This window comes from Microbacterium halotolerans (genome assembly GCF_003569805.1).
Lineage (GTDB): Bacteria > Actinomycetota > Actinomycetes > Actinomycetales > Microbacteriaceae > Microbacterium > Microbacterium halotolerans.
This window is the reverse complement of sequence record NZ_KZ984052.1, coordinates 71,961-96,056: the sequence shown is the minus strand read 5'-3', so window position 1 is coordinate 96,056 and position 24,096 is coordinate 71,961. Positions and strand designations below refer to the sequence as shown.

General features: G+C 68.2%; 20 protein-coding genes. 5 read left to right on the top strand and 15 right to left on the bottom strand.

The window, feature by feature from the left end; genetic code table 11:
- Positions 1 to 49: 49 nt before the first annotated feature.
- Genes DZG09_RS09730 through DZG09_RS09705 form a run of 6 tightly spaced genes read right to left on the bottom strand, consistent with a single transcriptional unit; the run spans position 50 to position 6,060 of the window.
- Positions 50 to 655 carry an alkylhydroperoxidase domain protein gene (locus DZG09_RS09730; RefSeq protein WP_119697557.1) on the bottom strand — a complete coding sequence of 202 codons (606 nt, stop codon included), beginning with the start codon at positions 653 to 655 and terminating at the stop codon, positions 50 to 52.
- On the bottom strand, positions 652 to 1,299 hold the full coding sequence (locus DZG09_RS09725) for a CMD domain protein (RefSeq protein ID WP_119697556.1): 648 nt from the start codon (positions 1,297 to 1,299) through the stop codon (positions 652 to 654). Before DZG09_RS09725 ends, DZG09_RS09730 begins: the two co-directional genes overlap by 4 nt.
- A complete protein-coding gene (locus DZG09_RS09720) occupies positions 1,296 to 2,066 on the bottom strand; it encodes an ABC transporter ATP-binding protein (RefSeq protein WP_119697555.1) in 771 nt (256 codons plus the stop codon). The genes DZG09_RS09725 and DZG09_RS09720 overlap by 4 nt, the downstream gene beginning before the upstream one ends.
- A complete protein-coding gene (locus DZG09_RS09715) occupies positions 2,063 to 2,959 on the bottom strand; it encodes an ABC transporter ATP-binding protein (RefSeq protein ID WP_119697554.1) in 897 nt (298 codons plus the stop codon). The genes DZG09_RS09720 and DZG09_RS09715 overlap by 4 nt, the downstream gene beginning before the upstream one ends.
- Entirely contained in the window at positions 2,956 to 4,902 is a 1,947-nt protein-coding gene (locus DZG09_RS09710) for an ABC transporter permease (protein WP_119697553.1), read from the bottom strand. Before DZG09_RS09710 ends, DZG09_RS09715 begins: the two co-directional genes overlap by 4 nt.
- A gap of 3 nt (positions 4,903 to 4,905) precedes the next feature.
- A complete protein-coding gene (locus DZG09_RS09705; protein ID WP_119697552.1) occupies positions 4,906 to 6,060 on the bottom strand; it encodes an ABC transporter substrate-binding protein in 1,155 nt (384 codons plus the stop codon).
- A 155-nt stretch (positions 6,061 to 6,215) separates the two neighbouring features.
- Here DZG09_RS09705 and DZG09_RS09700 point away from each other — a divergent pair, with 155 nt between their 5' ends.
- A complete protein-coding gene (locus DZG09_RS09700) occupies positions 6,216 to 8,231 on the top strand; it encodes an FAD/NAD(P)-binding protein (RefSeq protein WP_119697551.1) in 2,016 nt (671 codons plus the stop codon).
- 167 nt (positions 8,232 to 8,398) lie between these two features.
- On the opposite strand, the gene coaE is transcribed toward DZG09_RS09700, so the two are convergent.
- The 4 genes from coaE to DZG09_RS09680 form a co-directional block, all read right to left on the bottom strand.
- The gene (coaE, locus tag DZG09_RS09695; RefSeq protein WP_119697550.1) at positions 8,399 to 8,992 is read right to left on the bottom strand and encodes a dephospho-CoA kinase; all 594 of its coding nucleotides are present in this window, start codon (positions 8,990 to 8,992) and stop codon (positions 8,399 to 8,401) included.
- An 84-nt stretch (positions 8,993 to 9,076) separates the two neighbouring features.
- Positions 9,077 to 9,502 (bottom strand): YchJ family protein, encoded by a 426-nt coding sequence (locus DZG09_RS09690; protein ID WP_240423915.1) that lies wholly within the window; start codon positions 9,500 to 9,502, stop codon positions 9,077 to 9,079.
- Positions 9,503 to 9,659: 157 nt separating this feature from the next.
- Entirely contained in the window at positions 9,660 to 11,129 is a 1,470-nt protein-coding gene (gene rpsA, locus DZG09_RS09685) for a 30S ribosomal protein S1 (RefSeq protein WP_119697549.1), read from the bottom strand.
- 232 nt (positions 11,130 to 11,361) lie between these two features.
- Positions 11,362 to 12,387: a LacI family DNA-binding transcriptional regulator gene (locus DZG09_RS09680; RefSeq protein WP_240423914.1), complete on the bottom strand. Its 1,026-nt coding sequence runs from the start codon at positions 12,385 to 12,387 to the stop codon at positions 11,362 to 11,364.
- 111 nt (positions 12,388 to 12,498) lie between these two features.
- On the opposite strand from DZG09_RS09680, the gene DZG09_RS09675 reads away from it, so the two are divergent.
- The 4 genes from DZG09_RS09675 (at position 12,499) to DZG09_RS09660 (ending at position 17,786) form a co-directional block, all read left to right on the top strand.
- Positions 12,499 to 13,419: a carbohydrate ABC transporter permease gene (locus tag DZG09_RS09675; protein ID WP_119697548.1), complete on the top strand. Its 921-nt coding sequence runs from the start codon at positions 12,499 to 12,501 to the stop codon at positions 13,417 to 13,419.
- A 1-nt stretch (position 13,420) separates the two neighbouring features.
- A complete protein-coding gene (locus DZG09_RS09670; RefSeq protein ID WP_119697547.1) occupies positions 13,421 to 14,341 on the top strand; it encodes a carbohydrate ABC transporter permease in 921 nt (306 codons plus the stop codon).
- Between the two features lie 41 nt (positions 14,342 to 14,382).
- Complete coding sequence (locus tag DZG09_RS09665) at positions 14,383 to 15,702, top strand: ABC transporter substrate-binding protein (protein WP_119697546.1); 1,320 nt, start codon at positions 14,383 to 14,385, stop codon at positions 15,700 to 15,702.
- 86 nt (positions 15,703 to 15,788) lie between these two features.
- On the top strand, positions 15,789 to 17,786 hold the full coding sequence (locus DZG09_RS09660; RefSeq protein ID WP_119697545.1) for a beta-galactosidase: 1,998 nt from the start codon (positions 15,789 to 15,791) through the stop codon (positions 17,784 to 17,786).
- 137 nt (positions 17,787 to 17,923) lie between these two features.
- On the opposite strand, the gene DZG09_RS09655 is transcribed toward DZG09_RS09660, so the two are convergent.
- The 5 genes from DZG09_RS09655 to DZG09_RS09635 all read right to left on the bottom strand — a co-directional run bounded on the left by DZG09_RS09655 (position 17,924) and on the right by DZG09_RS09635 (position 23,863).
- Entirely contained in the window at positions 17,924 to 18,274 is a 351-nt protein-coding gene (locus DZG09_RS09655; protein WP_119697544.1) for a TraR/DksA family transcriptional regulator, read from the bottom strand.
- An 83-nt stretch (positions 18,275 to 18,357) separates the two neighbouring features.
- Positions 18,358 to 20,184 (bottom strand): DEAD/DEAH box helicase, encoded by a 1,827-nt coding sequence (locus DZG09_RS09650; protein WP_119697543.1) that lies wholly within the window; start codon positions 20,182 to 20,184, stop codon positions 18,358 to 18,360.
- 251 nt (positions 20,185 to 20,435) lie between these two features.
- Positions 20,436 to 21,461 carry a ketol-acid reductoisomerase gene (gene ilvC, locus DZG09_RS09645; RefSeq protein ID WP_119697542.1) on the bottom strand — a complete coding sequence of 342 codons (1,026 nt, stop codon included), beginning with the start codon at positions 21,459 to 21,461 and terminating at the stop codon, positions 20,436 to 20,438.
- 88 nt (positions 21,462 to 21,549) lie between these two features.
- Positions 21,550 to 22,062 carry an acetolactate synthase small subunit gene (gene ilvN / locus DZG09_RS09640; protein ID WP_119697541.1) on the bottom strand — a complete coding sequence of 171 codons (513 nt, stop codon included), beginning with the start codon at positions 22,060 to 22,062 and terminating at the stop codon, positions 21,550 to 21,552.
- A gap of 4 nt (positions 22,063 to 22,066) precedes the next feature.
- Positions 22,067 to 23,863 carry an acetolactate synthase large subunit gene (locus DZG09_RS09635; RefSeq protein WP_119697540.1) on the bottom strand — a complete coding sequence of 599 codons (1,797 nt, stop codon included), beginning with the start codon at positions 23,861 to 23,863 and terminating at the stop codon, positions 22,067 to 22,069.
- Between the last annotated feature and the right edge of the window lie 233 nt (positions 23,864 to 24,096).

The window sequence follows — 24,096 nt, the reverse complement described above, 5'->3', positions numbered from 1 at the left end:
CCCACCACGGACATCAGGCGCCGGGCCCTTGCGAGCCCGGCGCCTGTGGTCATTTCTCCGGGAGCTCAGGTTCCCCGAGTGTGAGCATCAGGCGGTTCGCCCAGTTGAAGAACCCGCCGGCGAGGATCACGTCGTACACCTCGTCATCGCCCAGCCCCGCGTCGGCGAGCGCATCGAGGGTCGACTCGTCGAACGCGCTCGGCGTGCGGGTGAGGTCCACGGTCGCGTCGACGATCGCATCCCAGCGCGGGTCGAGCCTGGCCGAGGTGCCCTCGTCCAGCAGTCGCTGCACGTCATCGGTGCGCTTCGCGTGGTGCGACGCGAACCTGGCGTGCACGGAGGCGCAGTAGACGCACCCGTTCAGGCGCGACGCCGCGGCCGCCGCGATCTCGCGATCGGCGCGCGGGAGCCCCGCCGCCTTGTTGAAGAAGATGTCGAAATCCGCCCGCGTGCGGTGCAGCAGCACGGCCGGGTCGTGAGCGAGCAGGCGGAAGTACTCCTGCTTGGCACGACCGCGCTGGATCATCGCCTCGTACTGCTCCTCGGTGAGCTCGGCTTCCGCCACGGGCTCGAGCCACGACACCCAGCCGAGGATCTCCTGGGTGAACTCCTCGGGCACATTCACGTCGCGCTGCGGCGCCAGCTGATCGCTCATGCGTCCTCTCCTTCCTGAGCCGCGGCAGTCGCCGCAGCCAGCCGGTCTGCATCGATGTCCGACACGCTCACGCCGCGGCGGCCGAGCACCGTCAGCCCGTGCACGAGCCGGATCTGGAACGCGAGGAAGGCGATCAGCTGCGACAGCGTGACGGCGCCCGTCGTCGTCCATCCGGCGTCGAGGAGCGCCTGCAGGTGCTCTCGCTTCGCGTCCCGCGGGTGGAAGGTCAGCAGGTGCGCGTGCTCGAGCGCTGCGCTGAGCCTCTCTCCCAGTGCTGAGCGATCGGCGACGCGATAGCTCGCGCCGTCGACCGACTCGTCGGCCAGCGGCCCGTCGAACCTGCCGTACGGTCCCTCTGCCTCGCCGTCGTCCGACGCGCCCGCGACGGCTTCTGCGAGCTCCTCATCCTGCTCGGAGAGCAGATCGCCGTAGTGCTCCGCGACCGCCGCCTGACGGTGCAGCAGTGCGACGAACAGCCCGACGGCGCGCCGTTCGGCGAGGCTCGCGTGCGTCTCGTCGACGCCGACGAACAGCGCCTCGTACGCCGCCTGCGCGTTGCTCCTGGCTTCCGGCCTGCGCGCACGGAGCGCGTCGAGCGCGTCCCCTGGTCGCACACCGACGATGGAATCGACCACGTCAGTCATCGAACGTCCTTTCTCTCCGGTCGTGAATCATCCGGGTCCTGCTGCTGGGCGCTCTGACCGAGGTAGGCCTCGCGGATCTCCGGATCGGCGAGCAGCTCGCGTGCCGACCCCTCCAGCCTGACGACGCCGTTGACCAGAACGTAGCCGCGGTGCGCGATCGACAGCGCCAGCTCGGCCGCCTGCTCGACCATGAACACCGCGACGCCGAGCTCCCGATTGATGCGCTGGATCGACTCGAGCACCTGATCGACCACGATGGGGGCGAGGCCCATGGTCGGCTCGTCCATGCAGATCAGCCGCGGCCTCGACATCAGCGCCCTCGCGAACGCGAGCATCTGCTGTTCGCCGCCCGACATGGTTCCTGCCATCTGACGCCGCCGCTGCGCGAGCTTGGGGAACATCTCGTACTGCGTCTCCAGATCGGCCTTCAGGTCCGCGCCGCCGCGCCTGGTGTAGGCGCCGACGAGCAGGTTCTCCTCTATCGACATCTCGGGGAACACACGCCGCGCCTCGGGCACGCTGGCGATGCCCGCACGCACGACGTCGGCCGTCGAGGCCTTCGCGATGCTGCGCCCGTCGAACCGGATGTCGCCCGAGCGAACGTCGACGAGGCGAAGGATCGTCTTCATCGTCGTGGACTTGCCGGAAGCGTTGCCGCCGAGGAGGGAGACGATCTCTCCCTCGCCGATCGTGTAGCTGACGTTCTGCAGGGCGTGGAACTCGCCGTAGTACACATCGACGTTCTGAACGTCCAGAAGTGTGCTCATCGTGCCTCGCCCTCGTCGTCGAGCACGGCTGAGGCGACGTCATGCGTGCGTGCGGCGATGGTGCCGCGCCGCTTGCCCAGGTACGCCTCGATCACGCGCTCATCGTTCTGGATCTCGACGGGTGTGCCCTCGGCGATCACCTGGCCGCCGTCCATCACGATGACCCGATCCGATACGGACATCACCAGATCGAGCTTGTGCTCGACGAGCAGGATCGTCTGCCCCTGCGCCTTGAGATCGAGCAGCTGATGCATGACCTCCTGGGTCTCCGCCGTGTTCATGCCCGCCGTCGGCTCGTCGAGGAGCAGCAGCGCCGGATCGGAGGCGAGCGCCCGTGCGATCTCGGTGCGCCTGCGGTTCGCGTACGACAGCGTCCATGCGGGGTGGTCGCGCCGCGGCAGCAGACGCTGGCCGAACCGTTCGAGCTGCGTCTCGGCGCGCTGCTGCCGCTCGCGCTCCTCCTTGCGCTGCGCCGGCGTGCCCACGATCGCCAGCACGGTCTCGACGACCAGAGGCACCCACCGGATGATCGGAAGCCGGCGCAGCGACCCCATCGGCGCCGCCGCGCGCGCGAGCGGCGCCTGACCGATCAGCACGTTCTCCTCGACGGAGGCGTTCGCGAACACGCGACCGTTCTGGAAGGTGCGGCGCAGCCCTTCGCCGGCGATCCGGTCGGCGCTCAGACCGGCGATGTCGCGTCCTCGGAACCGAATTGCGCCGCCATCGGGCTTCAGCTCGCCGCTGAGCAGGTTGATCGTCGTGGTCTTGCCCGACCCGTTCGGACCGATGATGCTGACCACTTCGCCGTCGTCGACATGGAAGGAGGACTCGTCCACCGCTCTGAGCGCGCCGAAACGGCGGGTCAGACCTGACACCTCGAGGATCCGGGTCATCGCTCGCTCCCGTTCTCGGCGGGCTCCGCGTCATCCGAGGCGCCGAGGGTCCCCACGGTCTCGGACGACGCCATCGCGGCGACGTGGGCGTTCGGGTCGGAGCGGCGCGCGCGAAGGCGCTCGAGCCAGCGCGGAACCGTCCACAGCCCCTCTGGACGGAACCGGACGAGCAGGAGCAGGATCACGCCGTAGATCACCAGTCGCCATTCCGCGCTGAAGCGGAACACCTCCAGCCCTCCGACGAGGATCACCGACCCGACGATCGCGCCGAAGGGTCGCAGCATCGAGCCGAGCACGGCGATCGTGACGATCTGGAACGACAGCATCGGGTCGAAGATGCGCGGCTCGAGGTAGCCGTACTGTCCGGCCCAGTAGGCGCCGGCGACGCCGGCGATGAAGCCGCCGACGCCGAAGGCGAGCGACTTGTACTGCGGAGCCGCGATGCCCGCCGATCGCGCGGCGACCTCGTCGTCGCGGATCGCTCGCCAGTAACGGCCGATGTGGGAGCCCCCGAGGCGCCACACGATCAGCACAAGCGCGAGCAGCAGCGCGAGACCGATCGCGTAGATCTCACTGGTCGAGGTGAGCTCGTAGCCGAAGACGTCCATGAACGGGATCAGCGAGATCCCGGATCCGCCGCCGGTGAGCGGTTCGGCGAACAGGATGAGCGCCGAGATCCCCGCTCCCGTGGCGAGCGTGGCGATCGCTGGATAGTGGCCGGACAGGCGCCAGCTCGGTGCTGCGAGCAGCGACACGAGAACCGCGGAGATGAGACCGGCGAGGATCACCACCACGAGGAACGGCAGCCCGGCGCTCTTCATCAGCAGCGCGGCCGCATAGGCGCCGATCGCGACGGCACCGGCCTGCCCGAGGGAGAGCTGGCCGGCCGCTCCGCCGATGACCGTCATCGACAGCGCGATCATCGAGAACGCGATCACCTGGATGCCCACCTGCGTGGTGTAGCCGGAGAATATTCCGGGGATGATCGGGAGTGCGGCGAGCCCGACGAGGATCGCGATCTGCCACCAGCGCATCACGATCGCGCGCCCCTGCGAGAAGAAGGTTCCGGTGAGCGGTTCTCGTTTGACGGTCTTCCTGCCGAAGATGCCCTCTGGACGGATCCAGAGCACGAGCAGCAGCGCTCCGAAGGTGATCAGCTGACGCACCGAATCACCCCAGAAGCTCACGCCGATGGCCTCGAGCACGCCGAGGATCCAGCCGCCCACCACGGCGCCGAGCAGCGAACCGAGCCCGCCGAGCGTCGCCGCGGCGATGCCTGCGATGCCGATCTGGAAGCCCTGCGTGGGCGCGATCGTGCCGAAGTACGCCGCGACGAGAACGCCCGCGAGGCCGCCGAGCGCTGAGGCGACGATGAACGCCACCGCCTGCACGCGACGGACGGGAACCCCCATCTGAGCGGCCGCATCGCGATCCTGGCTCGTCGCGCGCACCGCGCGGCCCAGCTTGGTGAAGCGGAGCACGAGCGAGAGCGCCACCATCAGCGTGATCCCAGTGGCCAGGATGATCACGTCGATCAGCCCGATCGAGATGCCGCCCACCTGGAGTCTGACATCCGGCAGTCCTGTCTCGAACGGGCGCACCTGCGGTCCGAAGACGACCTGCACGAGATTGTCCAGGATGATCATCACCGCGATCGTCGACAGTACGGCCGCGATGGGCGCGCGCCCCGCGAAGGGGCGCACCGCAACGAGATTGATCACCCACCCGAGCGCACCGGTCACGATGATCGCAGCGAGCGCCGCGGCCCACAGCGGCATGCCCATGGTCGTGGTGACCCACCAGCCCACCATCGCGCCGACGGCGAACAGCGAGCCCTGCGCGAAGTTGACGACGTTCGCGACGCCGATCACCAGCGACAGCCCGAGCGCGACGAGCGCGTAGGCGTTGCCGTTGATGAGTCCGGCGACGAGTGTGTCGAGCATGCGTCAGTTCAGGTCGTCGGTCTGCACGAAATCGCCGTCCTGCACCTGGAGCCAGGTGAAAGTCGGGTCGTCGATGCGGCGCTCGTCGTTGAACGTGGTCGGCCCGAAGATCACAGAGGGGATGTCGATTCCCTCTGCGAGAGCGTTGCGGACGCCGTCGCGATCCGTTGTCTCCGCGTTCTCCGCGGCCCAGGCGAGCTGCTTCACGCCGTCGTACGCATAGGCGGCGAACGAGTTCGGGTCGTAGCCGAACTCGTCGTTGAACCTGGTCACGAAGTCGGTCACCGCCGGGTCGTCGGCGCCGGGGAAGAACACGGTGTTGAGATAGATGTCCTCCACGGCCTCTCCGCCGAGGTCGAGCAGCTCCGGCGAGTAGTTGGAGCTCACCGCGACCTCCGGAACGTCCAGCCCCACCTGGTCGGCCTGCTTCGCCAGCAGCGCCGTCGACGAGTAGTACGTGTAGTAGAGCACCACATCGGCGCCCGCATCGCGCGCCTCGATGAGCTGCGGACGGAAGTCCGTCGACTCCTCCTCGACGCCCGTCGAATACACGAGGTTGTTGCCGTCCTCGGCGATCTGGTCCTCGATCACGTCGAACGCCGTCGTGCCCCAGTCGGTGTTCAGGTAGAACACCGCGATGTTCTCGCCGAGGGTGCCGGTCTTGGTGGCGACCTCGCGGCCCTCGACCTCCTGTGTGATCGACGTGGCGAAGATGTAGTCGCCGGTCGTGGTGAAGTCGGGGTGCGAGTTGGTGATGCCGAGCTGAGTGAGTCCGCCGCGCTGGTACAGCGGGCTCGCGACCATCGACGTCGCCGACGAGAAGTCGCCCATCACGGCGAGGATGCTGTCGTCGCTGACGAAGCGCTGCGCGATCGTGGTGGCCTGGCTGGCCTCGCCCTGGCTGTCCTCGAACTGGATCTCGACCTCGCGGCCGTTCACACCGCCGTCGCCGTTGATCTCATCGAGGGCGATCTGGAAGCCCTCCTGCCAGTTCTTGCCGTACTCGGCCTGGTTGCCCGTGAGCGGGCCGGAGACTCCGAGCACGATCGGCTCGTCTGAGGAACCGCCGGACGAGCCGTCTCCGGCGGCGCACGCCGTCGCGGCGAGGGCTGAGGCGGCGACAACGGCTGCGGCGGCCACGCGGAAACGCTTCGTCATGATGGTCCTTCTTCGGGGTCGGATGCCACGTCGTAGCTAAAGACGTAGGTACCATCTTCCCCCATACGCGGGCACGGTGGCACGACGTGACGAAACACGACGACACGAACCACCCAGTGCGCTCCGGCGTGCCGTGTGCGCGGGAGAATGGAGCGATGACCTCCCGCCGACCCGCCATCGCGATCGTCGGGGGCGGCCCCCGGGGCGTTCTCCTTCTCGACCGGATGGTCGCGAACCTCGGTGAGCTCGGCCCTCGACCACTCGACGTGCACATCATCGACGACACCCAGATCGGCGCCGGCCGAGTGTGGCGCACCGATCAGACCCGCGAACTGTGCATGAACACCCTGGCGGACGCCGTCACGCTCTTCACCGACGAGTCGGTGAAGATGGACGGTCCGGTCAGGCAGGGGCCCACGATGTACGAGTGGTGCCAGCTCGCACTCGCGCAGGATGTTCCGGATGCCGTTCCGGCCGGCGAGGTCCGTCGCCGCATCGACGACGTCGATCCGGAGCACGTGCGGGTCTTCTCATCTCATCCGGTGCGCGAGGGCTTCGTCGAGGAGTACCGCGACGAGCTCGAGGCGCAGCGTCCGGAGTCGCATCCCAGCAGGTCGCTCTACGGCGAGTACATCCGCTGGTGCTGGGGGCGCGCCGTCGCCTCTGCCCCGGATGACGTGCACGTGCACGAGCACACGGATCGAGTCACGGGCGTCTATGAGCAGGCTGGCAGGCAGGTGCTCTCCCTCCGATCCGGTGAACGGATCGAGGCTGACGCGGTCGTCGCGGCCACGGGATGGCTTCGCTCTGCGCCCTCGGGCCGCGAGACGGAGCTGGCCGATGCCGTGGCGGCGAGCCCCGCGCTGGTGTGGGTACGGCAGGGAAGTCCCGTCGACCAGAACCTCTCCGCCGTGCCGGACGGCGCCGACGCGATCGTCCGCGGCGTCGGCATGGGCTTCTTCGATGCCATGGCACTGCTCACGGTGGAGCGCGGCGGGCGCTTCGTCGCCGACGGCGAGGTGCCGTGGGGGCTGCGGTACGAGCCGTCGGGCAGAGAGCCCCGCTTGTTCGTCACCTCGAATCGCGGCGTGCCCTACCGCGCGAAGACCCTGTACGGCTCCCTGCCGCCGAAGGCCGACCTGCGGTACGCACGAAGCATCGACTGGTCGGCGCACCCACGTCCCATCGATTTCGACCGCGAGCTGTGGCCCCTGATCGCCAAGGACGCCTACTGCGCCCACAGCACGACGCTCCATCGTGTGAAGCCGGGCGCCATCGACCTGGACGGCGCTCTCGCGGCGATCGACGCCGTCGACATCGGCGCGAACAGCGCTCATCCGGATGTCGGCGATCCGGCCCGCTCCCCGATCGTGACCGCCCTCGCAGAGGCCGTCGCACCCTTCGTCCCCGATCCCGACGACCGGCTCGATCTCGGCGCGGTGATCTCCCCCGGCCATGACATCCGCTTCTCCGGGCCCGAGGAGTTCGACGAATGGGCGACGCGCTTCGTCGCGGACGACCTGCACGAGGCCGAGCGCGGCGCGGACAGCCCGGTGAAGGCGGCGCTGTGGGCAGTGGCGTCGGCACGCGGCGTGGCATACCGGGCCGGCGCGTTCGGCGGGTTCGACGCCGAGTCGCGCTGGGGCGGACAGGCGCGGTTCCAGGCGATCGGCAACCATGCCGGCTCCGGGCCGCCGGCGTTCCGCAATCGTCAGCTGCTGGCGCTGCACCGAGCGGGGCTGGTGCGCTTCATCGGCCCAGCCGCAGGTGTCGAGGCCGATGCCGACGGATTCCGCGCGACATCCGCCGTGACCGGTGCCGATGTGACGGCACCCGTGCTCATCGACGCTCTGATGCGGTTCCACGACGTCGGTCGCAGCGCCGACCCGCTCGTCCGGTCCCTGGGCGACGCTGGTCGCATCCGTCCGTTCGAGGTGTCATCGCGCGCAGGGGACGTCGTGGCGACCGGCGGGGTCGACGTCGCCCCCGGCACGGGGCGGCTCATCCGCGCCGACGGCACCATAGACCGTGCGTTCCACATCGCGGGCATTCCGGTCGACGAGACCATGCACGACGCGATCATCAGCCCCATGCCGGGCGCCGATGCGACGATGCTGCGCGAGACCGATCGCGTCGCCCGCAGCCTGCTGCGATCAGCCCAGAACGGCTGACGCCCGGCTCGGCGATTCGCGCCGCCGAACCGGGACCGCGCATTCGCCGTTGCCTGAACACAACGCAGTCGATTCCGGATGTTCGAACAGTGCGTCCGCGCCGCTCCTGCCGTTTCGCCCGATGCTCGCGCAGATCGACTGCGTTGTGTCCGGAGCGGGAGCGCGCCTCAGCCCGCGACCTGCGCCCACAGCGCGTCGGACTGGCGCATGGTGTCTTCGAGCGCGCCTGATGTGTCGATCACAACATCGGCGATGGCACGGCGCTCGGCGTCGTCGACCTGATTGGCGATGCGCGCTCGCGCGTCGGCTTCGCTCATACCGCGCTCCGAGACCAACCGCGCCACACGTTCCTCGGCGGGGGCATCCGCGACCACGACGAGATCCCACTCCCCCGTGCCGCGCGCTTCGGCCAGGAGCGGCACGTCGTAGACGACCACGGCGTCCGGGTCGGCGGCGAAAGCCGCGGCGAAGCGCCGCTGAGTCTCTTGCTTCACGGCAGGATGAACGATCGCGTTCAGCCGCGCGAGGGCATCCGGATCGCCGAACACGACCGAGCCGAGGGCCGCGCGGTCGAGCGCACCGTCCGGCCCGACGACCCCGGGGAAGGCCTCTCCGATCGCCCGCGTGACTGGCCGACCTGGCTCCTGCAGCTCGCGGACCGTCGCATCGGCGTCCACCACGACCGCCCCGCGCTCGGCGAGCCGTCGCGCGATCGTCGACTTGCCGGACGCGATCCCCCCGGTGAGTGCGATGAGCGGCATGCGTCCGAGTCTATGGACCGTCGCCGAGATGCGCCGACTTCTTGGCGCGTCCTCTCGATATCGGCGCATCTCGCGAGCCGGCTCTCACCCCACATCTCCGTCGACGTAGACCCAGCGTCCGGCCCGGCGCGCGAAGCGCGAGTGCTCGCGCAGCTCGTCCGGGCCGTGCCTGCCCTCGAATCGGGCGACGAAGTCGACCGTGCCGGTGTCGCCGTCGTCCGCGGACGAGAGGATCTGCAGATCCGTCCAGCGGGTCGACGGGTCGGCGGAGACGTCTTCGGGCCGCGTGCGCGGATGCCAGGTACGGGCGAGGTGGAACCGGTCGCCCTTCACGAACGCCGTGTACCGCGACCTCATCAGCTCCTCCGGCGTCTCCGCCGCCCGCTGCCCTTCGAGCAGCGGGCCGCAGCACTCGGCGTACGGGGCGCGTCCGCAGGGGCATTCGTCCATGCCTTCCATTCTGCGCGACACCGCGCCGAAACGGCGTTCGTCTGCGCCGTCATCGATCACCGCGAGACCGTACGCCGACGACAACACAGATGACGAGCCCATCACACGCGCACGACGGCACATCCGTTCGCGTGCGATGGCTCGCGGATGAACTGCAGAAACACGAATCGGGCCGGGCCCCCGAAGGACCCGACCCGATCAGCCTGCTCTCGTGTGCTTACGAGCCGGCGAGCTTCTCGCGCAGAGCCGCGAGTGCCTCGTCGTCGGCAAGTGTGCCTGCGCCGTTGGCGTCGGCCGTGTGCTGCTGGTCCGAGGACGCGGCGGACTCGCCGCCGAAGTCCTGGCTGGCAGTCGCCTCGGCCTCGAGCGCCTTGGTGACCTGCGCCTTGTGCGCTTCCCAACGAGCCTGAGCGGCGGAGTACTCGTTCTCCCATGTCTGACGAGCCTCGTCGTGGCCCTCGAGCCACTGGTTCGTCTCGGGGTCGAAGCCCTCGGGGTACTTGTACTCACCGTTCTCGTCGTACTCGGTGGTCATGCCGTACAGCGCCGGGTCGAACTCGGTGCCGTTCGGGTCGACCATCTCGTTCGCCTGCTTGAGCGAGAGCGAGATGCGACGACGGTCGAGGTCGATGTCGATGACGCGGACGAAGACCTCTTCGCCGACCGACACGACCTGCTCGGCGAGCTCGACGTGCTTGTCCGACAGCTCGGAGATGTGCACGAGGCCCTCGATGCCGTCCGCGACGCGGACGAACGCGCCGAAGGGAACGAGCTTGGTGACCTTGCCCGGCGTGATCTGGCCGATGGCGTGCGTGCGGGCGAAGACCTGCCACGGGTCCTCCTGCGTCGCCTTCAGCGACAGGGAGACGCGCTCGCGGTCGAGGTCGACGTCGAGAACCTCGACGGTGACCTCCTGGCCCACCTCGACGACCTCGCTGGCGTGCTCGATGTGCTTCCAGCTGAGCTCGGAGACGTGCACGAGGCCATCGACGCCGCCGAGGTCGACGAACGCACCGAAGTTGACGATCGACGAGACCGTGCCCTTGCGGACCTGACCCTTGTGCAGACCGTTGAGGAACTGCGCACGGCTGGCCGACTGCGTCTCCTCGAGGAGGGCGCGGCGCGAGAGCACGACGTTGTTGCGGTTCTTGTCGAGCTCGAGGATCTTCGCCTCGATCTCCTGGCCGAGGTACGGCGTGAGGTCGCGAACGCGGCGCAGCTCGATGAGCGAAGCCGGCAGGAATCCGCGGAGTCCGATGTCGACGATGAGGCCGCCCTTGACGACCTCGATGACGGTGCCGGTGACGACGCCGTCGTTCTCCTTGATCTTCTCCACGTCGCCCCACGCGCGCTCGTACTGCGCGCGCTTCTTCGACAGGATCAGACGACCTTCCTTGTCCTCCTTCTGGAGGACAAGGGCCTCGACGCTGTCGCCGACCTCGACGACCTCGTTGGGGTCGACGTCGTGCTTGATCGAGAGCTCGCGCGAGGGGATGACGCCCTCGGTCTTGTACCCCACGTCGAGGAGCACCTCGTCGCGGTCGATCTTGACGATCGTGCCGTCGATGATGTCGCCGTCGTTGAAGAACTTGAGAGTCTTCTCGACCGCGGCCAGGAAGTCCTCAGCAGAGCCGATGTCGTTGATCGCGACCTGCTTGGTGGCCGTGGCGGTCGTTTCGTTAGTCATGTAGTGGTTTGCCTTAAGGGTTTGTTACTCGGGCTTCGGTTCGGCGGAGCGTCGGCGTCCCGGCGCACGCGACCACGGATGAACCGAGGCGATGGTTGGGTTGTGCTGAGCCTCGCAGGCGAACGACCGGCGAACACGCCGATACGCACGCACACGCGTGACACCCCATGCTAACAGGTTCCCACCGCCCTTTGCGAGGCATCGCAGCGGCGGATCAGCGTCACACCCAGGCTCACCCCGCCAGCGCCGCGGTGCTCTCCCGCACGACGAGCTGCGGCTCCACGACCGACAGCGACTCCGCCGTCTCGCCGCGCACCAGGGTGAGCGCGGCCGCCACACAGCGGTTGCCCACGTCCGCGAAGTCGTGGTGCACGGATGTCAGCGGCGGCGCATAGGCGCGAGCGTCCGCGATGTCGTCGAAGCCGACCACGCTCACGTCATCCGGAATCGATCTGCCCGCCTCGGCGAGCGCGCGGTACAGCCCGAGCGCCATCTGGTCGTTCGCGCAGAACACGGCTGTCACGTCGCTTCGCTCGGCGAGCCTCCTCCCCGCCTCGTAGCCAGAAGCGACGCTCCAGTCGCCCCGCAGCGGCTCCGGCACGTCGCACCCCGCTCGCTCGAGCGTCTCTCGCCACCCGCGGATGCGACGCGACGCGGGCCGTGACGCTTCCGGACCGGCCAGATGCCACACCGTGCGATGACCGAGCCCGAGCAGGTGCTGGGTGGCCAGAGTCGCACCGCCCATCTGATCGGTGTCGACGATCACCTCCGCCCCCGGCGCATCCGGATCCATATACACCGCGGGCACACCCGGCGGCAGCAGGCCGGCTGCGTGCAGCAGCTGCGGCGCCTCGAGGTTGAGGATCAGCGCATCGACGGCGAGCTCCTGCAGCCGAGAGAACACACGATCCACATCGGCGAGGCTCGTCGCATGCACAGGGATCAGGGTGGTCGCGTAGCCCTCCGCTGCCGCGCTCTGCGCAATCGCCTCGATCGTGCGCACATCGCCGATCGTCGAGAGCGTCTGCGAGAGCACGCCGATCGTGCGGAACGAACCGAGCTTCAGCGCACGGGCTGCGCTGTTCGGCCGGTAGCCGAGCTCGTTCATGGCCCGGATGACGCGGTCGCGGGTATCGGGGATCACCGTGCCGGTTCCGTTTGCCACCCGCGAGACGGTCTGCGCCGACACGCCGGCGCGGGCGGCGACGTCCGCCATCGACACGCGTCTGCGACGGGGGCGGGAGTGCGTTGTGCTCATGGCGGATCCCGACCAATCTAACCAGTGCGAATTCGAATCCGGGGTAGCGAAATGAAGGATGTTTGCGTAAACATAGTACTCGCACCCCACGCAGAGAAGCGAAGGACGAGCATGACGATCACGTCGGAGACGACGCACGCGGCGCCACCGCTGCGCAAACGCAGCCGCGCCGCTGGCCGATGGACCGGCTGGGGATTCCTCGCGCCCTTCGCGATCGTGTTCGCACTGGTCTTCATCGCACCGATCCTCTACGCGCTCTGGCTCAGCCTGTTCCACGACCAGCTCGTCGGCGGCACGCAGTTCGTCGGCTTCGCCAACTACGTCAAGGCGTTCACCGACCCGCAGCTCTGGCACGGCGTCATCCGGGTCGCGCTCTTCCTGGCGATCCAGGTGCCGATCATGCTGTTCCTGTCGCTGCTGGTCGCCCTGGCCATCGACAGCGGACGCCTCTACGGGCGCGGTTTCTTCCGCCTGTCGATCTTCCTGCCGTACGCCGTTCCGGCTGTCGTGGCGACGTTCATGTGGGGCTTCATGTACGGCGAGCGTTTCGGCCTGATCGGCAACCTTCAGGATCTGCTCGGCGTTGACCTGCCGAGCGTGCTCTCCCCTCCGTTCGTGCTCGCCGCCATCGGGAACGTCGTCACCTGGGAGTTCCTCGGCTACAACATGCTCATCTTCTACTCGGCACTGCGTGTGATCCCCACCTCGCTCTACGAGGCGGCGGCGATCGACGGCGCCGGCCAGGTCAGGGTGATCACCGCGATCAAGCTGCCCGCCATCCGGGGCGCGCTCGTGATCGCGACGATCTTCTCGATCATCGGCAGCTTCCAGCTGTTCAACGAGCCGAGCATCATGCAGTCGCTGGCACCGAACTCGATCACGACCTCGTTCACACCGAATCTGTACGCGTACTCGCTGGCGTTCTCGGGCCAGCAGCTGAACTACTCCGCGACGGTCGCCATCATCATGGGCGTCATCACGATGATCATCGCGTACGCCGTGCAGCTGCGCGGGATGCGGAAGGGCGCCTGACATGACCACGACATCGCTGATCACTCTCACGCCGAACGCGACCCGCGGGCAGCACCGTGCGCGCCTCGGCACGGTGGACCGCCCTCGCCGCAGCCTGCTGCTCACGGTGCTGACGGGCATCGTGCTGGTCTACTCGCTCGTGCCGCTCGTCTGGCTGTTCATCAACTCGTCGAAGACTCAGGGCGATCTGCTGTCGACCTTCGGACTGTGGTTCGGCGGCGACTTCGCGCTGTTCGACAACATCTCGCGCACCCTCACCTACGACGACGGCATCTTCCTGCGCTGGTTCGCGAACACGCTACTGTACGTCGGTGCGGGCGCAGGCGGTGCCACACTGCTGTCGATCCTCGGCGGCTACGCGCTGGCGAAGTTCGCATTCCCCGGCAAGAAGGTCGTCTTCGCCGTGATCATCGGCGCCGTCGCCGTGCCGGGGACCGCGCTCGCCGTGCCGACGTTCCTCATGTTCAGCGAGATGGGCATCACGAACACGCCGTGGTCGGTGATCATCCCGTCGCTGATCTCGCCGTTCGGGCTCTACCTGATGTGGACGTTCGCGAGCGAGGCCATCCCGACCGATCTGATGGAGGCGGCGCGCATCGACGGCGCCGGTGAGCTCCGCACGTTCTGGCAGGTGTGCATGCCGCTGCTCGCACCCGGCACCATCACCGTGCTGCTGTTCACCATGGTCGCCACCTGGAACAACTACTTCCTGCCGCTGATCATGCTGCGAGACGCCGATTGGTATCCGCTCATCATCGGCCTGAACCAGTGGAACTCGCAGGCCGCGACCGCCGGCGGCGAGGCGATCTTCAACCTCGTGATCACCGGCTCGCTGCTCACGATCGTCCCGCTGATCGTCGCCTTCCTGTTCATGCAGCGGTACTGGCAGTCAGGGCTGGCCGCCGGTTCCGTGAAGGAATGACTCCCCTCCCCCCGACACCACCAACACACAACGGAGTGATCATGCACCACAACACGAATCGGATCGGACGCCGCGCGCTCGCGGGCGTCGCATTCGCCGGAGTCGCGGCCGTCGCGCTCGCGGGCTGCTCCGGCGGCGAGCCCGACCCGGGCGACGCCGCGGAAGAGGGCGGGGAGCTCACCGTCTGGGCCTGGGACACCACGGTCGAGCCCATCGCCGAGGCCTATGAGGAATCTCACGACGGTGTGACGATCGAGGTCGTCAACGCCGGAACGGGCAACGATCAGTACACGGCGCTGCAGAACGCCGTCGCCGCGGGGAACGGCGTCCCCGACCTCGCGCAGGTGGAGTACTACGCGATCCCGCAGTTCGCGATCAGCGAGTCGCTCGCCGATCTGAGCGAGTTCGACGCCGGTGCCGACGCCGACGCATTCGCGCCAGGCCCATGGGGCGCCGTCACCTACGGCGGCGACGGCGTGTGGGGCCTGCCGCTGGATTCCGGCCCGATGGCGCTGTTCTACAACAAGGCCGTCTTCGACGAGAACGGCATCGAGGCGCCGGCCACGTGGGACGAGTATCTCGAGGCGGCGCAGAAGCTGCACGAAGCCGATCCGGATCTCTACATCACGAACGACACCGGTGACGCCGGCTTCACGACGTCGATGATCTGGCAGGCCGGCGGCCACCCGTTCTCCGCCGACGGCACCGACGTCTCCGTCGACCTCGCCGACGAGGGCTCGGCGCAGTTCGCCGAGTTCTGGCAGCAGCTGCTCGATGACGACCTCGTCGCACCGATCAGCTCGTGGAGCGACGAGTGGTACCAGGGACTCGGCGACGGTTCTATCGCCACGCTGACGATCGGCGCCTGGATGCCGGGCAACCTCGAGAGCGGCGTTCCCGACGCGGCGGGAGACTGGCGCGTCGCCCCGATGCCGCAGTGGGAGGAGGGCGGCACCGCGACCGCCGAGAACGGCGGCAGTGCGATGAGCGTCATGCAGGCCAGCGAGAGCAAGGCGCTCGCCTACGACTTCCTCGAGTTCGCCTCCAGCGGCGACGGCGTGCAGCACCGGATCGACGGCGGCGGCTTCCCGTCGACGGTCGCCGATCTCGAGTCGGAGGACTTCCTGTCGAAGGAGTTCGACTACTTCGGCGGCCAGAAGGCCAACGAGGTGCTCTCGGAGTCGTCGGCGAACGTCGTCGATGGCTGGCAGTACCTGCCGTACCAGGTGTACGGGAACAGCGTGTTCAACGACGCCGTCGGAGATGCCTACAACGGCGACGGCACGATCGCCGACGGCCTCGCCGCATGGCAGGACAGCCTCATCACCTACGGAAACGATCAGGGCTTCACTGTCGAATAGCGCGCCCGACCGCACGCCGGGGAGCGGCGTCCCATCCGGACTCCGCTCCCCGAGCAACCGCACGCTGACGTCATACAGAGGAACCCATGCAGAACCACCGCTGGCTTCGCGCCCCGGAGAGCGCGAAGCGCCGCATCTCGTTCGGCGCCGACTACAACCCCGATCAGTGGCCGCGCGAGGTGTGGGACGAAGACGTTCGGCTGATGAAGCGCGCGAACGTCGACGTCGTGTCGGTGGCGATCTTCTCCTGGGCGCGACTGCAGCCGGCACCGGATGTGTGGGACTTCGCGTGGCTGGACGAGGTCATCGATCTGATGCATGCGAACGGCATCGGCGTCGACCTCGCCACGGCCACAGCCTCTCCCCCGCCGTGGCTGACCACAGCACATCCGGAGGTTCTGCCGGTGACGGCCGAGGGGCACACTCTCGCGCAGGGCGGCAGGCAGCACTGGCGACCCACGTCGCCCGTCTTCCGTGAGCATGCGCTGCGTGTGGTGGAGAAGCTCGCCGAGCGCTACGGCTCCCATCCGGGAGTGGTGGCGTGGCATGTGAACAACGAACTCGGCTGCCACAACGCATTCGACTACTCCGACGACGCGGCGCGCGCCTTCCGCGTGTGGCTCGAGGCCCGCTACGGCTCGATCGACGCTCTCAACCACGCTTGGGGCACGGCGTTCTGGTCGCAGCGGTACGGCTCGTTCGCCGAGATCCTGCCGCCGCGCCTGGCCGCGGCGTTCCCGAACCCGACGCAGCAGCTCGACTTCGCGCGGTTCTCGTCCGACGCTCTGAAGGATCATCTCGTCGCCGAACGCGAGATCCTGAACCGGATGTCTGCCGACATCCCGGTCACGACCAACTTCATGATCGTCGGTGAGACGAACTTCGCCGACTACGGCGCCTGGGCGCGCGAGATCGACTTCGTCTCGAACGATCACTACGTCACGCAGGATCTCGACGAGCTGGCGTTCTCGGCCGCGCTGACCAGCGGTGTTGCGCGGGGGCGCCCGTGGTTCCTGATGGAGCACTCCACCAGTGCCGTGAACTGGCAGCCGGTGAACCGCCCGAAGCGGTCGGGCGAGATGATCCGCGATTCGCTGACGCACGTCGCCCATGGCGCCGACGCGGTGTGCTTCTTCCAGTGGCGGCAGTCGGCGGCCGGTGCGGAGAAGTACCACTCGGCGATGGTCCCGCACGCCGGAGAGGACTCCCGAATCTTCCGCGACGTCGTGCGCCTGGGCGGCATCCTCGAAGACATCGGCGACGTCGCAGGCAGCGACCGCGACCCGGCGGACGTCGCGATCCTGTTCGACTGGGACTCGTGGTGGGGCTCGCAGCTCGACTCCCACCCGACAGAGCGCCTGCGCTATCGCCGCGAGGCGCAGGACTGGTGGACGGGGCTGGTGGATCTCGGCGTGCGCGCCGACGTGGTGACCACTGACACCGACCTCTCGTCGTACCGGATCGTCATCGCTCCGATGCTGTACAGCGTTCCCGATGAGCTGCGCCTGCGCCTGTCGTCCTTCGTCGAGACCGGCGGCCACCTCGTAGCCACGTATTTTTCGGGCGTCGTCGATCATGACGACAGAGTGTGGCTCGGCGGCTACCCGGGCGCCTTGCGCGAGTTGTTGGGCGTCCGGATCGAAGAGTTCCGGCCCCTGTACGAGGGTGAGACGATCCCTCTATCGGACGGCGGCACGGGGTCGCTGTGGAGCGAACCCGTCGACGTCACATCCGATGACGTCGACGTCCTCCTTCGCTACGCCGCCGACGAGCTCGACGGTCTACCGGCCGTGACACGTCGCTCGGTCGGCGCCGGCTCCGCGTCCTATGTGTCGACGAGCCTCGGCATCGAGGGCGTGCGCAGGCTGCTGCCCGCGCTGCTGGGCGGCGCCGATGTCGCCTCCGACCTCCCCGAGCCGCTGCACGGGAAGGTCGAGACGACATCGCGCACCGGCGAGCACGGCCGCATCCGGTTCCTGATCAACCGCACCGACGACGAGGTGCCCCTCGGCAGCATCACCGGAGAGTTCCTGCACGGCGGTCCCGTGCTGGAGCCCCGCGGCGTCGCGGTGGTTCGGGAATGAGCAGTGCTCCCTCATCGCCCGACCACGTCGAGGCGGTGCTGATCCGGTCGTGACGCTCGCCCATGCCGCCCGTGACCCGCGCATCGATCACACCGCGGTTCTGCGGGACCGTCTCGCACGGACCACGTGAGATCGCGCTACGCGGCGCAGTCGATGCAGCGCGTGGCCATCGGACGGATGCGCAGCCGTCCGACGGCGATGCGCTTGCCGCACGACTCGCACGTACCGTACTCGCCGGCATCGAGCTTCGTGATCGCGCGATCGATGTCGTCGAGTTCGCGCTTCGCCTCTGCCTCGAGCCCTGCGGCGCGCGACCACTCCTCGGCGAGGGTTCCGCCCTCCGGGTCGTGCTCGTCGTCCGCCGTGGCGAAGCTGCGCGCGTCGGCCACGATCGCCATCGTCTCGTCACCGACCCGCTCGCGCTCGAGCACGGCCTCGCGCCGCGCCACGAGCAGCGCGCGCAACTCGGAAGCCGTCTTCTCGTTCATGACGTCACCGTAGTCGCATTCCGCGCAGATTCAAGGACCGCGCGCGGCGGACACCGATGATCCGCGCGAGCGCAGCCGACGGCTCAGTGCCGCGGCTTGCGTCCGCCGCGGCTTCCCGCTCCGTCGCCTCCGCTGCGCCGGTCGTCCCGATCGTTGCGGAAACCGCGCCGATCGTCCCGGTCTCCACGGCCTGCTCCTCTGCCGCCCCCGCGGGGACCGCCGGTGCTGCGGAACGGACGCGAATCGGGCTTCAGCTCGATCAGCTGGCCCGAGATGCGCGTCTGCGCAAGCTTGTCGTACACGTCGCGCGGCAGCTCGGCAGGAAGCTCGACGATCGAGAAATCGGGCCGGATGTCGATTCGACCGAAATCGTCGCGGCGCAGGCCGCCCTCGTTCGCGAGGGCGCCGACGATCTGGCGCGGCTCGACGCGCTGACGGCGACCGACCTCGATGCGGTACGGCGTGAGGTTCGCACGGCCGCGCGGTTCCCGCGGCCCGCGGTCGTCGCGCTGCGCTCGCGCTGCGCGCTCGCGCCTGGGCGGGTCAGGCGGCAGCAGCAGCGGCGTGTCGCCCTGCGACACCAGTGCGAGTGCCGCGGCCACGTCCGACTCGATCACATCGTGGTGCGAGACGTAGTGGGCGACGATGTCGCGGAACTCGGCGAGTCGCTCTCCGTCGGCGAGCGCCGTGGTGATGGCGTCGTCGAAGCGGCTCAGGCGGGTGACGTTGACGTCCTCGGCCGTGGGGATGTGCATCTCGGTCAGCGGCTGGCGCGTCGCGCGCTCGATGGCCGAGACGAGCCTGCGCTCGCGCGGCGTGACGAAGCTGATCGCCGCACCCGAGCGCCCCGCCCGGCCCGTTCGACCGACGCGGTGCACATACGACTCGGTGTCGATCGGGATGTCGTAGTTCACCACGTGCGTGATGCGATCGACGTCGAGGCCGCGCGCGGCGACATCCGTGGCGACGAGGATGTCGAGCTTTCCCGACTTGAGCTGGTCGACGGTGCGCTCTCGCTGCGCCTGGGCGATATCGCCGCTGATCGCCGCCGCCGTGTATCCGCGGGCGCGGAGCTTCTCTGCGAGAGTCTCGGTCTCGCTCTTGGTGCGCACGAACACGATCATGCCGTCGAAGTTCTCGACCTCGAGGATCCGCGTGAGCGCGTCGACCTTCTGCGGGTACGACACCATGAGGTAGCGCTGGGTGATGTTCGCGGACGTCGTTGTGCGCCCCTTGACGGTGACTTCGGCCGGATCGTTCAGGTGCTGCTGCGAGATGCGCCGGATCTGCGCGGGCATCGTCGCCGAGAACAGTGCGACCTGTTTGGTCGCCGGCGTCTCGGCGAGGATCGTCTCGACGTCCTCAGCGAAGCCCATCTTGAGCATCTCGTCCGCTTCGTCGAGCACGAGGAACTTCAGATCCGACAGGTCGAGCGTGCCCTTGTCGAGGTGGTCCATGATGCGGCCAGGCGTACCGACGACGATGTTGACGCCGCGACGCAGCGCCGACAGCTGCGTGCCGTAGCCCTGCCCGCCGTACACGGGAAGCACGTGCACGCCTTTGACACGCGCGGCGTACTTCTCGAACGCCTCGCACACCTGCAGTGCCAGCTCACGGGTCGGTGCGAGCACCAGCGCCTGCGGCGTCTTGGGCCTGGTGTCGATCTGATCGAGGATCGGCAGCGCGAACGCCGCCGTCTTGCCCGTTCCGGTCTGGGCGACGCCGAGCACGTCGCGGCCGCCGAGCAGGAGCGGAATGGTCTGCGCCTGAATGGCCGACGGCGTCTCGTAGCCGACGTCCTTCAGCGCGCGGAGTACGGCATCGCCGAGCCCGAGTTCGGTGAAGGTCGGGGTCGGGGTCGTCTCGACCGGAGCCTCAGCGGGATTATCGGTCGAATCAATTGATGCCATACCCCAACGGTATTGCGATCGGCTCGATTCTGCCGCTTCCTGGCCCGATCCGCGGCGTGTCCGGCCCCATCTGCCCCGCACCGGTCATCCGGATGTCGGCTGGCACGGGTATGGCAATGGCCCCGCACCGGGGTGCGGGGCCATTGGGTTGGGGTCAGCGCGCGGTGCTGCCTTCGACCCGTGGCGCGACAGCGGCGCCGTGAGCGGAGCGAACAGACAGCGACGCGTCGTCCCGACGACTATGTCGAGGGTTACCGCGCAGCGGTTCCCTCGACATAGTCGTCGTCGCCGCCCTGCCAGGAGAAGAGGGCGCGGAGGTCCTTGCCGGTCTTCTCGATCGGGTGGCCCTCCTCCTTCTCGCGCAGTGCGTTGAACTCCGGAGCGCCCGCGTCCTGGTCGTCGATGAAGCGCTTCGCGAAGGCGCCGGACTGGATGTCCGCGAGGACTCCCTGCATCCGCTCCTTCGTGCCGGCGTCGATGACGCGCGGGCCCGAGACGTAGTCGCCGAACTCGGCGGTGTCGGAGATCGACCAGCGCTGCTTGGCGATGCCGCCCTCCCACATCAGGTCGACGATCAGCTTGAGCTCGTGCAGCACCTCGAAGTATGCGATCTCGGGCTGGTAGCCGGCCTCGGTCAGCACCTCGAATCCGGTCTGCACCAGGTGACTCGTGCCACCGCAGAGCACGGCCTGCTCGCCGAACAGATCAGTCTCTGTCTCCTCGGTGAAGCTCGTCTTGATGACGCCGGCGCGCGTTCCGCCGATCGCCGCCGCATACGACAGTGCGAGATCCCATGCCTTCCCCGACGCATCGTTCTCGACACCGATGATGTCGGGAATGCCGCGGCCCGCGACGAACTCGCGGCGCACCGTGTGACCGGGGGCCTTCGGTGCGATCAGGATGACGTCGACATCGCTCGGTGCCTGGATCAGGTCGAAGCGGATGTTGAAGCCGTGGGCGAACGCGAGCGCCTTGCCTGCTGACAGGTTCGGTGCGATGCCGTCGGTGTAGATCGAACGCTGGTGCTGGTCCGGCGCGAGGATCATGATGACGTCGGCCCACGCCGTGGCGTCGGCGACGGACTTGACCTCGAAGCCGTCCTCGGTGGCCTTCTGGGTCGACTTGGAGCCGTCCTTGAGCGCGATGACGACCTCCACGCCGGAATCGCGCAGGTTCTGCGCGTGGGCGTGGCCCTGCGAGCCGTAGCCGACGATCGCCACCTTCTTGCTCTGGATCAGCGAGAGGTCGGCGTCTGCGTCGTACAGGATCTCAGCCATTGTTCTCCTTGTGTTTGTGACTTCGGTCTGGAGGATTGTGCGGGAGGACATCCGGATGCCGTCCCACGGTTCGTGGGTTCCGGATGTCTCAGCCGACGGAGCGCACGCGCTCGGTGATCGACTTGCTTCCGCGCCCGAGGGCGAGCAGGCCGGACTGCGCCAGCTCCTTGATGCCGAACGGCTCGACGGCCTTGAGGAAGGCCTGCACCTTGCCAGGGTCGCCGGTGACCTCGATCACGAGCGCATCAGAGGCGTAGTCGACGATGCGCGCGCGGAACAGGTTGACGACCTCGATCACGTTCGACCGCGACTGGTTGTCGGCGCGCACCTTCACGAGCATGTGCTCGCGCTGCACCGACTGATCCTCTTCGAGCTCCACGATCTTGAGCACGTTGATGAGCTTGTTGAGCTGCTTGGTCACCTGCTCGAGCGGGAGATCATCGACGTCGACCACCACGGTGATCCGCGACAGACCCGGAATCTCCGTGACGCCCACGGCGAGGGAGTTGATGTTGAAGCCTCGGCGCGCGAACAGTCCGGCGACGCGGGTGAGCAGACCGGGTGTGTCCTCGACGAGGAGGCTCAGCACGTGAGTCGACATGGGATCAGACCTCCTCATCGAATGCCGGCGCGTGATCGCGCGCGTACTGGACGTAGCTGTTGGAGACGCCCTGCGGCACCATCGGCCACACCATGGCGTCGGCGCTCACGACGAAGTCGATCACGACGGGCCGGTCGTTGGTCTCCAGAGCGAGCTTGATCGCGTCATCGATCTCCTCCTCCTTCTCCACGCGGATCGCGAGGCAGCCGTACGCCTCGGCCAGCTTGACGAAGTCGGGGATGCGGCGTGTGTCGTGCCCCGTGTTCAGATCGGTGTTCGAGTAGCGGCCGTCGTAGAACAGCGTCTGCCACTGGCGCACCATGCCGAGCGAGGAGTTGTTGATGACCGCGACCTTGATCGGGATGTCGTTGAGCACGCACGTGGCGAGCTCCTGGTTGGTCATCTGGAAGCAGCCGTCGCCGTCGATCGCCCACACGTCGCGCTCCGGCTGAGCGACCTTCGCGCCCATCGCCGCGGGTACCGAGTACCCCATCGTGCCGGCGCCGCCCGAGTTCAGGAACGAGTTGGGGCGCTCGTACTTGATGAACTGCGCGGTCCACATCTGGTGCTGGCCGACGCCGGCAACGAACACGCCCTCCGGTCCCGTCAGCTCACCGATGCGCTGGATCACTTGCTGCGGGGCGAGCAGGCCGTCCGTCGTCGGTGAGAAGCCGAGCGGGTACTGGTCCCGCAGCCCGCTCAGGTACGCCCACCACTCGTCGATCTCCGGTGCCTCCGCACCGCGCAGCGCTGCGTCGAGGTCGACCAGGACCTCCTTGAGGTCGCCCACGATCGGCACATCCGCCGTGCGGATCTTCGAGATCTCGGCGGGGTCGATGTCGACGTGCACGACCTTCGCGTCAGGGGCGAACAGGTTCGCCTTGCCCGTGACGCGATCGTCGAAGCGAGCGCCGAGTGCCACGAGCACGTCCGCCTCCTGCAAGGCCAGGACCGCCGGAACCGCACCGTGCATACCGGGCATGCCGAGGTGCTGCTCATGCGAATCCGGGAACGCACCGCGTGCCATCAGTGTGGTCACGACGGGGGCGCCGCTCGTTTCGGCGAGCGTCTTCAGCTCCTCGGCCGCGCGGGCACGGATCACGCCGCCGCCCACGTAGAGCACCGGCTTCTTGGCCTCGGAGAGCATCTGCGCCGCGGCCTGGATCTGCTTGCCGTGCGCCTTGGTCACCGGTCGGTAGCCGGGCAGGTCGTAGCGCGGGGGCCACACGAACGGCGCTTCGTTCTGCTGGGCATCCTTCGTGATGTCGACCAGCACCGGGCCGGGACGGCCGGTGGAGGCGATCTCGAACGCCGCGGCGATCGCGCCCGGAACGTCTTCCGCCTTCTTCACCAGGAACGAGTGCTTGGTGACCGGCATCGTGATGCCGACGATGTCGGCCTCCTGGAACGCGTCGGTCCCCATCAGCGTCGAGAAGACCTGACCGGTGATCGCGACCAGCGGCACGGAGTCCATGTGCGCGTCGGCGATCGCGGTGACGAGGTTGGTCGCTCCGGGCCCTGACGTCGCGATCGCGACGCCGACCTTGCCGCTCGCCGACGCGTACCCCTCGGCCGCGTGGCCAGCGCCCTGCTCGTGACGAACAAGGATGTGGTTGAGCGAGTTCGCGCTCATCAGCGCGTCGTATGCGGGAAGGATCGCGCCGCCCGGCAGGCCGAAGACGTCGTCCGCGCCGAGCAGCTCGAGCGAACGGACGACGGCCTCTGCTCCCGTGAGCACGGGCGCCTGGGCGGAACTGCGTGCGGGAGGCCGGGGAACGGCCGGAGCGGTGTCAGATGACATGTGGCTTTCCTAGATCTGATTGCGTAGCTGTCTGCTGGCCGCTGCGGAACCACGACGTTCGGCGTGATTCGAGCGGTGCGGATCAGCCGGTCATCGCGCGCTCCGAAGCGGAGCGGACGAGCATGAGGAGCTTCGTCTGAGCGGTGCGCGTGTGGCGCGGGGCTGGTGCCCGTCTGCTGAGCACCGAGATTCGAGCCCTGCTTCGTCGACGCGTGAGTCGGGAGCGCGAGCCG

Excerpts from the sequence above, each read along its gene's own strand:
- DZG09_RS09730 (WP_119697557.1), bottom strand. The coding sequence starts at position 655 with ATGAGCGATCAGCTGGCGCCGCAGCGCGACGTGAATGTGCCCGAGGAG.
- DZG09_RS09725 (WP_119697556.1), bottom strand. The coding sequence starts at position 1,299 with ATGACTGACGTGGTCGATTCCATCGTCGGTGTGCGACCAGGGGACGCG.
- DZG09_RS09720 (WP_119697555.1), bottom strand. The coding sequence starts at position 2,066 with ATGAGCACACTTCTGGACGTTCAGAACGTCGATGTGTACTACGGCGAG.
- DZG09_RS09715 (WP_119697554.1), bottom strand. The coding sequence starts at position 2,959 with ATGACCCGGATCCTCGAGGTGTCAGGTCTGACCCGCCGTTTCGGCGCG.
- DZG09_RS09710 (WP_119697553.1), bottom strand. The coding sequence starts at position 4,902 with ATGCTCGACACACTCGTCGCCGGACTCATCAACGGCAACGCCTACGCG.
- DZG09_RS09705 (WP_119697552.1), bottom strand. The coding sequence starts at position 6,060 with ATGACGAAGCGTTTCCGCGTGGCCGCCGCAGCCGTTGTCGCCGCCTCA.
- DZG09_RS09700 (WP_119697551.1), top strand. The coding sequence starts at position 6,216 with ATGACCTCCCGCCGACCCGCCATCGCGATCGTCGGGGGCGGCCCCCGG.
- coaE (WP_119697550.1), bottom strand. The coding sequence starts at position 8,992 with ATGCCGCTCATCGCACTCACCGGGGGGATCGCGTCCGGCAAGTCGACG.
- rpsA (WP_119697549.1), bottom strand. The coding sequence starts at position 11,129 with ATGACTAACGAAACGACCGCCACGGCCACCAAGCAGGTCGCGATCAAC.
- DZG09_RS09680 (WP_240423914.1), bottom strand. The coding sequence starts at position 12,387 with ATGAGCACAACGCACTCCCGCCCCCGTCGCAGACGCGTGTCGATGGCG.
- DZG09_RS09675 (WP_119697548.1), top strand. The coding sequence starts at position 12,499 with ATGACGATCACGTCGGAGACGACGCACGCGGCGCCACCGCTGCGCAAA.
- DZG09_RS09670 (WP_119697547.1), top strand. The coding sequence starts at position 13,421 with ATGACCACGACATCGCTGATCACTCTCACGCCGAACGCGACCCGCGGG.
- DZG09_RS09665 (WP_119697546.1), top strand. The coding sequence starts at position 14,383 with ATGCACCACAACACGAATCGGATCGGACGCCGCGCGCTCGCGGGCGTC.
- DZG09_RS09660 (WP_119697545.1), top strand. The coding sequence starts at position 15,789 with ATGCAGAACCACCGCTGGCTTCGCGCCCCGGAGAGCGCGAAGCGCCGC.
- DZG09_RS09655 (WP_119697544.1), bottom strand. The coding sequence starts at position 18,274 with ATGAACGAGAAGACGGCTTCCGAGTTGCGCGCGCTGCTCGTGGCGCGG.
- DZG09_RS09650 (WP_119697543.1), bottom strand. The coding sequence starts at position 20,184 with ATGGCATCAATTGATTCGACCGATAATCCCGCTGAGGCTCCGGTCGAG.
- ilvC (WP_119697542.1), bottom strand. The coding sequence starts at position 21,461 with ATGGCTGAGATCCTGTACGACGCAGACGCCGACCTCTCGCTGATCCAG.
- ilvN (WP_119697541.1), bottom strand. The coding sequence starts at position 22,062 with ATGTCGACTCACGTGCTGAGCCTCCTCGTCGAGGACACACCCGGTCTG.
- DZG09_RS09635 (WP_119697540.1), bottom strand. The coding sequence starts at position 23,863 with ATGTCATCTGACACCGCTCCGGCCGTTCCCCGGCCTCCCGCACGCAGT.